General features: G+C 70.1%; 12 protein-coding genes. All 12 read right to left on the bottom strand.

Features of this window, described 5'->3' with window-relative positions; all coding sequences use genetic code 11:
- Window position 1: 1 nt before the first annotated feature.
- Window positions 2-280 (bottom strand): HGxxPAAW family protein, encoded by a 279-nt coding sequence (locus ABVF28_RS09285; RefSeq protein WP_146080783.1) that lies wholly within the window; start codon window positions 278-280, stop codon window positions 2-4.
- 34 nt (window positions 281-314) lie between these two features.
- Entirely contained in the window at window positions 315-998 is a 684-nt protein-coding gene (locus ABVF28_RS09280; protein ID WP_371030275.1) for a Trp biosynthesis-associated membrane protein, read from the bottom strand.
- A complete protein-coding gene (hisI, locus tag ABVF28_RS09275) occupies window positions 985-1,374 on the bottom strand; it encodes a phosphoribosyl-AMP cyclohydrolase (protein ID WP_371030274.1) in 390 nt (129 codons plus the stop codon). Before hisI ends, ABVF28_RS09280 begins: the two co-directional genes overlap by 14 nt.
- A complete protein-coding gene (gene hisF, locus ABVF28_RS09270; protein WP_371030273.1) occupies window positions 1,371-2,174 on the bottom strand; it encodes an imidazole glycerol phosphate synthase subunit HisF in 804 nt (267 codons plus the stop codon). The genes hisI and hisF overlap by 4 nt, the downstream gene beginning before the upstream one ends.
- A 5-nt stretch (window positions 2,175-2,179) precedes the next feature.
- Window positions 2,180-3,019 carry an ATP phosphoribosyltransferase gene (gene hisG / locus ABVF28_RS09265; RefSeq protein ID WP_104311947.1) on the bottom strand — a complete coding sequence of 280 codons (840 nt, stop codon included), beginning with the start codon at window positions 3,017-3,019 and terminating at the stop codon, window positions 2,180-2,182.
- Between the two features lie 141 nt (window positions 3,020-3,160).
- The gene (locus ABVF28_RS09260; RefSeq protein WP_068484501.1) at window positions 3,161-3,424 is read right to left on the bottom strand and encodes a phosphoribosyl-ATP diphosphatase; all 264 of its coding nucleotides are present in this window, start codon (window positions 3,422-3,424) and stop codon (window positions 3,161-3,163) included.
- 24 nt (window positions 3,425-3,448) lie between these two features.
- Complete coding sequence (rpe, locus tag ABVF28_RS09255; protein ID WP_371030272.1) at window positions 3,449-4,114, bottom strand: ribulose-phosphate 3-epimerase; 666 nt, start codon at window positions 4,112-4,114, stop codon at window positions 3,449-3,451.
- Window positions 4,115-4,123: 9 nt separating this feature from the next.
- Window positions 4,124-5,626, bottom strand: a complete 1,503-nt coding sequence (locus tag ABVF28_RS09250) for an RsmB/NOP family class I SAM-dependent RNA methyltransferase (protein WP_371030271.1) — start codon at window positions 5,624-5,626, stop codon at window positions 4,124-4,126.
- Window positions 5,623-6,552 (bottom strand): methionyl-tRNA formyltransferase, encoded by a 930-nt coding sequence (gene fmt / locus ABVF28_RS09245; protein ID WP_371030270.1) that lies wholly within the window; start codon window positions 6,550-6,552, stop codon window positions 5,623-5,625. Before fmt ends, ABVF28_RS09250 begins: the two co-directional genes overlap by 4 nt.
- A gap of 47 nt (window positions 6,553-6,599) precedes the next feature.
- Window positions 6,600-8,675, bottom strand: coding sequence for a primosomal protein N' (locus ABVF28_RS09240; RefSeq protein WP_371030269.1), 2,076 nt, complete (start codon window positions 8,673-8,675; stop codon window positions 6,600-6,602).
- Between the two features lie 14 nt (window positions 8,676-8,689).
- Entirely contained in the window at window positions 8,690-9,883 is a 1,194-nt protein-coding gene (gene metK, locus ABVF28_RS09235) for a methionine adenosyltransferase (RefSeq protein WP_371030268.1), read from the bottom strand.
- 54 nt (window positions 9,884-9,937) lie between these two features.
- Window positions 9,938-11,155: a bifunctional phosphopantothenoylcysteine decarboxylase/phosphopantothenate--cysteine ligase CoaBC gene (coaBC, locus tag ABVF28_RS09230; protein ID WP_371030337.1), complete on the bottom strand. Its 1,218-nt coding sequence runs from the start codon at window positions 11,153-11,155 to the stop codon at window positions 9,938-9,940.
- Between the last annotated feature and the right edge of the window lie 57 nt (window positions 11,156-11,212).

The following is an 11,212-nucleotide window of genomic DNA, read 5'->3' as shown; positions in this document are numbered from 1 at the left end:
GCTAGTGCGCCTTCGGCCCGAAGCCGAGGCGCGCGAGCACTGGCCAGGCGACGGCACCGACCGCGACGGCGGCGACGCCGACCCAGGTCAGGACGGCCTGATCGAACCAGATCCCGAGGGTGCCGATCGTGAAGCCCGCGAGCATGATGAGCACGCCGGTCCAGGCGGCGACCGAGTGCCCGTGGCTCTCGTGCGGCTCCTGCAGCGGAGCTTCCTGCACCTCCTCGGCTTCGGCGATGTTCGTGGGTTCGTGGGACGTCTTCGCGGACATTTCAGTCATGAGGGTGCTCCTTGTCACGTGCGCTTGGGTAAGTCTAGCTGGATGCTCGTGTGCCACCGGTGTCGGTGGGATCGTCCCCGTGACTGAGCGCATCCCATTGCTCGACCCGCCGGTCGCTGTCGGTCGGTGCGACAGCCGGTGCGGCGGCCGGCTCATCGTCGCCGCCCGCAGTCGCATCCGCGGGCTCGAGCGAGGTGGTCGTGAAACGCCGTCCCCCGGTCGGCCATCTGCGAGCCGTGGTGATGACGGCGAGGCCCGCGAGCACGAGGATCGCTCCGGCGAGAACCGCGAGCCAAGGCCAGAACGTGACTGTCACCGTGCCGGCCGCGACCGCGTCCGCGATCGTCTGCTCCCCCGCGAGGCCGGACGCCGCCGTCACCTCAGGCGCGATCGCCGGAGCCGGGTTCCCAACTGCGATGAACGACTGCAGCACGAGGACGGCGCCGACGAGCGTCAGCAGACCGCCGAGAACGTAACGGAAGATGAGGCCAGCCAGCGCCAGCGCGGCGAGCACGGCAAGCGCGGCGAGTGCGAGCGCCATGACGGCGGGAGCTGCGACGTCTCCGCGGACCTCACCGCTGTAGCCCTCCGGTCCGAGGACGAGGTCGAACGAGAACCACGCCTGCGACCACGCGAGGATCGCCAGCCCGGCGCCGACGACGATCGACATCAGCGCCGTGCGCTTGCCTCGCTTTCCGGCGGCGTCAGGCGCGCTCATGAGCTTCGAAGTCCAGGGCCAGCTGGTCGCCGTCGAAGCACGTCCGCGTGCCGGTGTGGCAGGCAGGGCCGTGCTGGTCGACGCGGATGAGGATCGTGTCGGCATCGCAGTCGAGTGCGAAGCTCACGAGCCGCTGCGTGTTGCCCGAGGTGTCCCCCTTGCGCCACAGCTCAGCACGCGACCGGGACCAGTACACGACCCGGCCCTCCGTGAGCGTCATGCGGAGCGACTCCTCGTTCATGTAGGCGAGCATGAGCACCTCGCAGGTGTCGTGCTGCGTGACGATGACGGGGACGAGCCCGCGGTCGTCGAAGGAGGTCCTGGCCACGATCAGGTCAAGCTGCTCGGACGGCACTGGGAAGCTGGCGGCGTTCATCGGACGCTCCTCCTCACGGTGACCCCGGCCTCGGCCAGGGAGTCCTTGACCTCGCCGATCGTGAACTGCCTGTGGTGGAAGACACTCGCAGCGAGGACCGCGTCAGCGCCCGCCTCCACGGCCGGCGCGAAATGCTCGAGCGCTCCGGCACCGCCTGAGGCGATGACCGGGACAGGGGAGATCTCGCGGACGAGTCTGGTCAGCTCCAGATCGAAACCGGCCTTGGTGCCGTCGGCGTCCATCGAGTTGACGAGGAGCTCCCCCGCGCCGCGTTCGATGGCCTCGCTGGCCCAGGACAGCGCGTCGATGCCCGTGTCAGTGCGGCCTCCATGCGACGTCACGACGAACCCGGACTCGGTCGAGGCGGAGCGCTTGACGTCCAGCGACAGCACGAGCACCTGGTTGCCGAAGGTCGACGAGATCTCGTCGAGGAGCGAGGGGCGGGCGATGGCCGCCGAGTTGACGCCGACCTTGTCCGCGCCGCACGCCAGCAGGACGCGAACATCCTCGACGCTGCGCACGCCACCCCCGACGGTGAGGGGGATGAAGACCTGCTCCGCCGTGCGGGTGACGAGGTCGTAGGTTGTGCCCCGCCCCTCCGTCGAAGCCGTGACGTCGAGGAAAGTGAGCTCATCCGCGCCCTCTTCTGCGTAGCGGGCGGCGAGCTCGACCGGGTCACCGGCGTCCTGGAGGTCGAGGAAGTTCACCCCCTTCACCACGCGCCCCGCTGCGACGTCCAGGCAGGGGATGACACGCGTCGCGAGGCCGGTCGACTTCTGCGTGGAGGATGAGGCGGTCATCGAGATCACATCCGGACGGCTTGCAGGGCCGTCACGATGATGGCCTTCGCGCCGGCGTCCTGGAGCCGGTCCATGACCTGGTTGAGCTCGTTCTGCGGGACCATCGAGCGCACGGCGACCCAGTCGGAGTCGCGCAGGGGCGAGATCGTCGGCGACTGGAAGCCGGGCGTGATGGCGAGGGCCGCGTCGAGCTTCGAGGACTCGATGTCGTAGTCCATGATCGCGTAGCGGCGCGCGACGAGCACCCCGTCCAGGCGACCGAGGAGACGCCTCGCTGCGTGCTCCTTCTCGGGCGTGGAGATGAGCACGGCGGTCGACTCGAGGATCACGGGGCCGAAGACCTCGAGGCCGGCCTTGCGCAGCGTCCCACCGGTTGACACGACGTCGGCGACGGCGTCAGCGACGCCCAGGCGGATGGCCGACTCCACGGCGCCCTCCAGCGGCACGAGCTCGGCTTCGATGCCGGCCCGAGCGAACCAGGACCCCAGGAGACCCGTGTAGCTCGTCGCGACGCGCTTGCCCTGGAGCTGGTTCACGTCCGTGAACTCCCCGGCTGGCCCCGCGAAGCGGAAGGTCGAGTCGCCGAAGTCGAGCGCCCGCACCTCCTTGGCGGCCGACTCGGTGTTCAGGAGGAAGTCGCGGCCGGTGATGCCGGCATCGAGGACACCGGACCCCACGTAGGTCGCGATGTCGCGCGGGCGCAGGTAGAAGAACTCGACGTCGTTGATGGGGTCGATGGCGACGAGCTCTCGGCTGTCACCGCGGCCGCGGTATCCGGCCTCCTGGAGCATTTCGTTGGCCGTCTCGGCGAGCATGCCCTTGTTTGGCACGGCGATGCGAAGCATTGTGGGAACGTCCTTGGTTCTGGAAGTGTGCGTCGGGGGTGGATGCGCGGCGCCGGGTGTGCACCCGGGGCGCCGTCTCAGCGGCGCGCGTGCTGCGCTGGCTCGTGCGCGCTGGTTGGAGCGTTGGCCGGGTCCTGCTGCCTAGAGCTTGCTGTAGACGTCGTCGAGGGTGAGGCCCTTGGCCAGCATGAGGACCTGCAGATGGTAGAGCAGCTGCGAGATCTCCTCGGCTGTCTCCTCGTCGCTCTCGTATTCCGCGGCCATCCAGACCTCGGCGGCCTCCTCCACGATCTTCTTCCCGATCGTATGAACGCCGGCGTCGAACTCTCGGACCGTCCCGGAACCCTCGGGGCGGGAGCTGATTTTCTCGGAGAGTTCTGCGAACAGCGTGTCGAAGGATTTCACAGGCACAGCGTAGTCGCTTGCCGGTCAGTGCGCGTGCCCAGCCGCCGTCGCCGCGGCGCGCAGCGCGGCGATCTGCTCGCCGGGGTCGCCTCGGAAGACCGCGGATCCTGCGACAAACGTGTCAGCCCCGTTCGCCGCCGCGAGCTCGATGGTGTCGAGGGAGATCCCGCCGTCGACCTGCAGCCAGGTCTCCAGGCCGTGTGCGCGCCGCAGCGCGTCGGCCTTGGCGAGCTTCGGCATCATGTCCGCCATGAAGGACTGTCCGCCGAAGCCGGGCTCGACGGTCATGATCAGCAGCTGGTCGAAATGGGGAAGGATCTCCTCGACGGCGCTCAGCGGGGTTGCCGGGTTGACTGCGATTCCGGCTCGCGCGCCTCGCTCCCTGAGCTTTCTCGCAAGCGTCACTGGGCTTGTCGCAGCCTCCGCGTGGAACGTCACCGAGAAGACCCCCATCTCGGCGAACTGCGGTGCCCACTGGTCCGGGTCCTCGATCATGAGGTGCAGGTCAAGCGGGACGGGAGTGATCTCCTGCAGGCGCTCGACCATCGGCTGCCCGAACGTGAGGTTCGGGACGAAGTGGTTGTCCATGACATCGACGTGGGCAGCGTCAGCAGTGGAGATCAGGTTGAGATCGCGCTCGAAGTTCGCGAAGTCGGCGGCCAGGATGCTGGGGTTGATGCGCGCGTTCACGGGCCGATCCTACGGGGTCCGCGTCGTCTGCTCGTCGGGATTCGCGGCAGGCGCACGACGCAGCAGCGCCAGGAACATCGCGTCGGTGCCGTGGCGGTGCGGCCACAGCTGCACGAGCGTGCCGTCGCCGAGAGGGCGGGCTCCGAGATCGAGATCGGGAGCGTGCGATGCGCGCGTCACGATGGCCGCGGCGTCCAGCACCTCCGCGCCCGAGAGCCGAACTGCTCGGCGGACGACGGCCGTCGTCTCTGCCTGGTGCGGCGAACAGGTGACGTAGGCCACGATCCCGCCCGGCCGCACGGCGAGGAGTGCTGCTTGGAGCAGCTCCTCCTGCAGCTGGACGAGCTCGGCGACGTCGCTGCTCTGCTTGCGCCATCGCGCCTCCGGTCGGCGACGTAGCGCGCCGAGGCCCGTGCAGGGTGCGTCGAGCAGCACGCGATCGAACGTGCCCGGGTGCGTGTCTGCGAAGGCGCGGCCGTCCTCGTTCGTGACGGTGACGGGGGCCGCGAGGGGTGCGAGGGCGGCGCGCACGAGCCCAGCGCGCGCCGGCACGAGCTCGTTGGCCGTCAGCTTCGCCTGCAGCTCCGTGGCGCTTGCGGCGAGCAGGGCTGCCTTGCCACCGGGGCCGGCGCACATGTCGAGCCAGCGCTCCCCCGCCCGCACGGGCTCCGCCTCGAGCAGCGCGAGCGTGACGAGCTGCGAGCCCTCGTCCTGCACGCGGGCGCGCCCGGCCTTGACCTGCGGCACCCACGAGGGGTCGCCCGACGCGAGCGTCAGGCCGCGCGGTGAGACGCGACCCGGGACCAGCAGGTCGGGGTTGGACGCGACGAGTTCATCCGGCGTGTCGAATCCTGGCAGCGCCACGATGCTGACCGCAGGCGACTCGTTGTTGGCGGCGAGGCTCGCCGCGAGCTCGTCGCCGCGATGCTCCGCGGTGAGGGCATCGCGGAGCGCGCGCACGATCCAGTCCGGATGCGAGTTTCGGACGGCGAGCGCCCGTTCCTCGGTCAGGCCCTCGGAGACCTGGTCGAGCCAGTCGTCGAGGTCCGTGCGGGAGATCTTGCGCAGGATCGCGTTCACGAAGCCAGAGGCACCGCGGGACGCGATGCGCGCGGCCTGCTCGACGGATTCGTTGACCGCCGCGTGGCTCGGTGTGCGCATGCTGAGCAGCTGGTGCGCTCCCAGGCGCAGCACGTCGAGGAGAGGTGGGTCGATGTCCCGGAGGTCGCGACCGGAGGCCTCCGCGATGATGGCGTCGTAGGTCCCCCTGCGTCGGAGCGTGCCGTAGGTCAGCTCGGTGGCGAGCCCCGCGTCGGACGGCGAGAGCCGCGCCGCCGCGATGCGATGCGGAAGCAGCAGGTTCGCGTAGGCGTCGTCCTCGTCGACGGCCCTCAGCACCTCGAACGCCACCTGGCGTGAGCGAGTCACTCCGCGCCCGGCCGGAGGCTGATCTGGTCGCCGCCGTCCCTGGTAGGGGCTGCCGCCGCGGCCACCAGCTCCTGCGGGGCTCATGCGAGCACCAGCGTCGCTGCGTCGCGGCGGCCGCGGAGCCAGTCTCTGGCAGGCATCGGCTTCTTTCCCGCCGGCTGCACGGAGAGCAGCCGGAGCGGGCCGGTTCCCGTGCCCACGAAGACGTCCTTGCCGACCGCACCGAGCTGGCCGGGGGTGAGCGTGGGCGCGTCCGCCGCCACATCGGGGCGCGCCACGCGCAGGATGCGCAGCGGTTGTCCGTCGACCTGGGCCACCGCTCCTGGCTCTGGAGTGACTCCGCGGATGTGGGCTTCGACGAGGTCGAGGGGAGCCGCCCAGTCGATGATCGAGTCGTGCTTGCCGAGCTTCGGCGCGAAGGTCGCCTCGCCAGTCTGCGGCTCGGCGCTCAGCGTTCCGGAGCAGATGGCGCCGACAGTCCGGGTGAGGAAGGCCGCGCCCTCCCCCGCGAGACGCTCCAGGAGGTCGCCAGCGGTCTCCTCTTCGCCGATCGGGGAGTGCTGCACAGCGAAGATCGGCCCCTCGTCGAGCCCGGCGGTGAGCTGGAAGATGGTCATGCCGGTGGTGGTGTCGCCTCGCATCACGGCGCGCTGGGCCGGGGCGGCGCCGCGGAGGTCGGGGAGGAGGGAGAAGTGCAGGTTGATCCAGCCGAGCGACGGCGCCGTCAGGGTCGCAGCGTCGATGAGGGCGCCGTAGGCCACGATGACCCCGAGCTCGGCCCGGAGCCCCGTGAGCTCTTCCGTCACCTCAGGCGTCATCCGGTTGCTCTTAATGACATGCAGCCCGAGCTCATGGGCGCGGGCAGCCACCGGGGACGGCGTCAGCGCCCTGGACCGACCGACCTTCGCATCGTCGCGCGTCAGCACAGCCACGATCTCGTGGCCGTCGTCGACCAGCGCATCGAGGCTGGGGACGGCGGTGGTGGGTGTGCCGGCGAAGACGAGCCGCATAGCTGGTGCCTCTCGAGGTTGTGTGGAACGTGGAGCTGGGCCGAGGGTCAGAAGATCCCCGGCGGGTCAAATCGTACGCGCAGGGTCGACGCGTGGCCGCCTCCTCTGCCGGCGACCCGCGGGCGCCTGCTGGTGGCCGAACGCACGAGCTCGCTCTTGAGCGCTTTCGCGAGTGGCGTGCCGAGCGCATAGCCGAACGTGATGACGGCCCTGCTCCCGACCTCCTGTGGCGTCGGTCCGAGGACCTGCAGCGCGCCGCCCGGCTGGAGCTCTGGCACCGCCTCGAGGGTAGAGAGGGCCCGACGAACTTCCTCGTCAGTTCCCGTCAGCGCGACGACGCGCACGGCCGGTGGGAAGTGCAGCTCACGTCGTTCGGACAGTTCACGAGTCGCGTACTCGGGCTGCTGCCAGGTGCGGAGGGCGTGCGCGGCCGGTGTCTCGCCGCCGACAATGACCACCTTGGCGTTCGGGTGCGCGAGCGCGGCGGCGTTCGACCACCCGCGCAGCGCGTCGACGCCCGCGTCGAGTCGCTCCTGCGCCAGGGAGCGCTCCGTGTCGAGCAGCACGATGCCGGCGTAGCCGGAAGTCGGCACGGGCTCAGCTCCTCGTGTCGCGACGACGAGGCAGGGGCGGTCGTCGATGGACACCGTCTCTGACGCTCCGTCGGCCACGACCACACGGGTACCGGGGAACGCACGACCGAGCTCCTCGGCGGTCCGCTCGGCTCCGAGCGAGGTGTTGCGAAGGCGCTTGTCTCCGCACTCGGGGCACTGCCACTCGGGGTGGAGGGCGTCGCACACCCGGCACGACGGCGGCGCGGACGGACGCGCGAACTCGAGCGCCCCGCCGCAGACGGTGCAACGAGCTGGCGTGCGGCACCTGGCGCAGCTGAGACTCGGGATGTAGCCGGCCCTGACGACCTGCAGCAGCACGGGCCCGTGCTCGAGTGCACGTCGTGCCTCCTGCCACGCGAGGGCTGGGATGCGAGCGTGCGCGGCTGGCGTCTCCTCGGCGAGCGCCTGGCTTCCCGAGATGACCTTCGGGGCCTCGGGCCGGGCCAGCGGCACGGGCGTGAGCCAGTGCATGCCGACAAGACGCGCGACCTCGAGGCTCGGCGTGTGAGCGGCGAACACGAGCGTGAGCGACTCCCGCTCTGCTCGCAGCAGGGCGACGTCGCGCGTGCTCGCGTAGGGGGCGAGCTGCTCGGTGAAGCTCTCGTCTCCGTCGTCCCACACGAGCACTGCGCCGAGGTGCGAAGCTGGGGCGTAGATGACGCTTCTCGTCCCGACGACGACGCCCGGGGTGTCATCGAGGCAGGCGAGGAAGGCGGCGTACCGCTCGGCGGGCTTGGCCCGCGTGTCGAGGCGGCGGATGCGGGACGTCTCGAGGAATCGTCCGAGGGCCTTCAGCGCGAGCTCGACGTCTCGGTAGTCCGGGACGGCGAGGATGACGGACTCCCCCGCACGAGCCCTCGCCGCGGCCACGGCTGCGAGAGCGAGGAGCGAGCGAGGCACGCCAGCGTCGACGCCGACGGGCGCATCGATCGCGAGCCTCGCTGCCGAACCCCTCGCAAGGAGCGCAGCCGCGTCCGTGCCGTACATGGGCACAAGCACGGCCTCGGTGTCCTCGCGCACGGCGGCGTCTGCGGGGGTGGGCTGCGCTGCGACCGAAGTCGCGGCCTGGTCTTCCGAGGCCTGATCCTCGGTGCTGGCCGGCGCCGTCTGGTCGTCCGTGTCGTCTCGCGCCGCCTGTGCTTCCAGCCACCGCTGCTCGACGCGCACGGACCGGGCCGGGATCGCGAGACGCAGCACATCGGCCGCACATCCCGCCTGCCGGTCCGCAACCGCTCGTGCGAGCCCGGCGATCTCCGGGGTCAGCACGCGAGCGATCGAGACGAGCTCGGTGATCGAGGCGAGCTTCCCCCCGTACTCGGCCGCCTGCTCGAGCGCGACCACGAACCCCTGCAGCTGGCGGTTCGAGGTGCGAAGCGGCACCGCGACGCGCATGCCGACGCCGATCCGCTCGCGCATCTCGACGGGGATCTCGTATTCGAGTTCCCGATCGAGCTGCGGGAGCGGCGAGGCGACGACAACTCGCGCGACCCGCGGAAGCGTGTCGTTCATGGTGAGTCGGCTGATCAGAGGCCTGCCGCTTGGCGGAGCTCCTCAGCCCGGTCGGTGCGCTCCCACGTGAAGTCGGGCAGCTCGCGTCCGAAGTGCCCGTACGCCGAGGTCTGCGCGTAGATGGGGCGGCGGAGATCGAGGTCATCGACAAGCGCACCGGGGCGGAGGTCGAAGGTCTTCAGGATCGCCGCGATGATCTTGTCATCCGCGACGGCGCCGGTGCCGAACGTCTCGACGTACAGTCCCACAGGCTCGGCCTTGCCGATCGCGTAGGCGATCTGGACCTCGAGTCGATCCGCGAGCCCGGCCGCGACGGCATTCTTCGCGACCCACCGCATGGCGTAGGCGGCAGAGCGGTCGACCTTCGACGGGTCCTTGCCGCTGAACGCCCCACCGCCGTGCCTGGCCATGCCGCCGTAGGTGTCGACGATGATCTTGCGCCCCGTGAGACCCGCGTCGGCGCGGGGGCCTCCGTCGATGAAGCTGCCAGACGGGTTCACGAGGAAGGTGGGCTCGGCCCCCGCGAAGCCGTTCCGCTCCAGGACGGGCCGCACGACGTGCGCGATGACGTCCTCCCGTATCTGTGCCTGCTCGAGGCCCGGGTCGTGCTGGGTCGAGAGGACCACCGTCTCGATGGAACGCGGCACGCTTCCCTCGTAGCCGACCGTGACCTGGGTCTTGCCGTCGGGCCGCAGGTAGGCGACTTCGCCGGACTTGCGCACCGCGGCGAGCTGCTGGGCGAGCTGATGGGCGAGGTGGATCGGAAGCGGCATGAGCGCGTCCGTCTCTCGGGTCGCGTAGCCGAACATGATGCCCTGGTCGCCGGCGCCCTGCTTGGCGATCTCGTCCTCCGAGCTCTCAGAGCGGTGCTCCAGCGAGGTCGTGACGCCCTCGCCGATCTCCGGCGACTGCTCGCCCACGGAGATCGAGACACCACACGACGAGCCGTCGAAGCCGACATCGCTCGACGTGTAACCGATCTCGCTGATGGTGCGCCTGACGATGCCCGCGATGTCCGAGTAGGCGTTGGTCGTGACCTCCCCGGCGACGTGCACCTGGCCGGTCGTGACGAGTGTCTCTACCGCGACACGTGAAGCCGGGTCCTGGGCGAGGAGGTCGTCGAGGATGCGGTCGGAGATCTGGTCGCAGATCTTGTCGGGGTGACCCTCGGTGACCGACTCCGAGGTGAACAGGCGAAGCGTAGACAAGAAGAACCCCTTGCGGTGAAGTTGCGGCCGGACGGTTTGGACCGGCCGGTACGGCTAGACGTTGACGAGCAGGTCCAGGATGGCATCGGCCACCGACACTTTGTCGCCAGTGTGACGCGAGACAACGTCGCCGGACGCTGAGAGGACGAAGATCGAGTTCTCGTCCGACTGGAACCCGAGGTTCCAGCCGACCCGGTTCACGACGAGGTAGTCGCACCCCTTGCGAGCGATCTTCGCGCGACCGAGCTCGAGCAGTGCCGCGTCGTCCGTCTCTGTCTCCGCGGCGAAGCCGATGATGACCTGCTCGCTGCCGCGGGCGGAGGCGAGATCCTGCAGGATGTCGGGATTGCGAGTGAACGTGAGCGTCAGCTCCTCGCCAGCCTGCTCTTTCTTGATCTTGCCCTCCGCCACGGTGACCGGACGGTAGTCGGCAACTGCGGCGGCCATGATGATGACGTCGTGTCGTGGGGCGATCTCGGCGCAGGCCTGCGCGAGCTGCTGGGCGCTCGAGACCGTGACGAGCTTGACGCCGTCTGGCGGGCGGACCTCGGCGTTGGCCGCCACGAGGGTGACCTCCGCGCCACGGGCGAGTGCCCGCTCGGCGAGCGCGAAGCCCTGCCGTCCGCTCGATCGGTTGCCGATGAACCGGACAGGATCGAGCGGCTCGCGCGTGCCGCCGGCGGTGATGAGGACCCGCCTGCCTCGGAGATCGCTGGCGAGTTCGGCGTCCCTGCGACGGCGTCGCTCGCCGCGGCCGGCGCTCAGGATCGTCGCGACGATCTCACCGGGCTCGGCGAGACGTCCCGGGCCCGAGTCGTTGCCCGTCAGCTGACCCTCGGCAGGCCCGACGAGGACGACGCCGCGTGCATCGAGCCGCGCCGCATTGGCCTGTGTCGCCTGGTTGAGCCACATCTCGGTGTGCATGGCCGGGGCGAGGATGAGCGGAGCCGTCGACGCGAGGATGGTCGTGCCCAGCAGGTCGTCGGAGAGCCCAGCGGCGATCTTCGCCATGGAGTTCGCGGTGGCCGGGACCACTGCGATGACGTCGGCCTGCTGACCCAATGCGACGTGCCGCACCTCGGCCACGTCGTCGAAGACGTCCGTTCGCACGGGGTTGCGTGAGATGGCTTCGAACGTCGGACGGCCCACGAATCGCAGCGCGGACTCCGTGGGGACGACGTCGACGTGGTGACCGAGGAGGACGAGGTCGCGGATGACCTGGACAGCCTTGTAGGCGGCGATGCCGCCGGTCACACCGACGACGACGCGCATCGGCTGGCCGTCGGACGCGTCGGTCCCGTGGTCAGCCGGATGCGCGCCGGCGGTCTC

This window comes from Pseudoclavibacter sp. JSM 162008, assembly GCF_041366455.1.
GTDB lineage: Bacteria > Actinomycetota > Actinomycetes > Actinomycetales > Microbacteriaceae > Pseudoclavibacter.
Note: the sequence above shows the minus strand (reverse complement) of the source record. Positions and strands in the feature narration are given on the sequence as shown.

Excerpts from the sequence above, each read along its gene's own strand:
- ABVF28_RS09240 (WP_371030269.1), bottom strand. The coding sequence starts at position 8,675 with ATGAACGACACGCTTCCGCGGGTCGCGCGAGTTGTCGTCGCCTCGCCG.
- fmt (WP_371030270.1), bottom strand. The coding sequence starts at position 6,552 with ATGCGGCTCGTCTTCGCCGGCACACCCACCACCGCCGTCCCCAGCCTC.
- hisI (WP_371030274.1), bottom strand. The coding sequence starts at position 1,374 with ATGAACGCCGCCAGCTTCCCAGTGCCGTCCGAGCAGCTTGACCTGATC.
- hisF (WP_371030273.1), bottom strand. The coding sequence starts at position 2,174 with ATGACCGCCTCATCCTCCACGCAGAAGTCGACCGGCCTCGCGACGCGT.
- ABVF28_RS09285 (WP_146080783.1), bottom strand. The coding sequence starts at position 280 with ATGACTGAAATGTCCGCGAAGACGTCCCACGAACCCACGAACATCGCC.
- ABVF28_RS09280 (WP_371030275.1), bottom strand. The coding sequence starts at position 998 with ATGAGCGCGCCTGACGCCGCCGGAAAGCGAGGCAAGCGCACGGCGCTG.
- ABVF28_RS09250 (WP_371030271.1), bottom strand. The coding sequence starts at position 5,626 with ATGAGCCCCGCAGGAGCTGGTGGCCGCGGCGGCAGCCCCTACCAGGGA.
- hisG (WP_104311947.1), bottom strand. The coding sequence starts at position 3,019 with ATGCTTCGCATCGCCGTGCCAAACAAGGGCATGCTCGCCGAGACGGCC.
- coaBC (WP_371030337.1), bottom strand. The coding sequence starts at position 11,155 with ATGCGCGTCGTCGTCGGTGTGACCGGCGGCATCGCCGCCTACAAGGCT.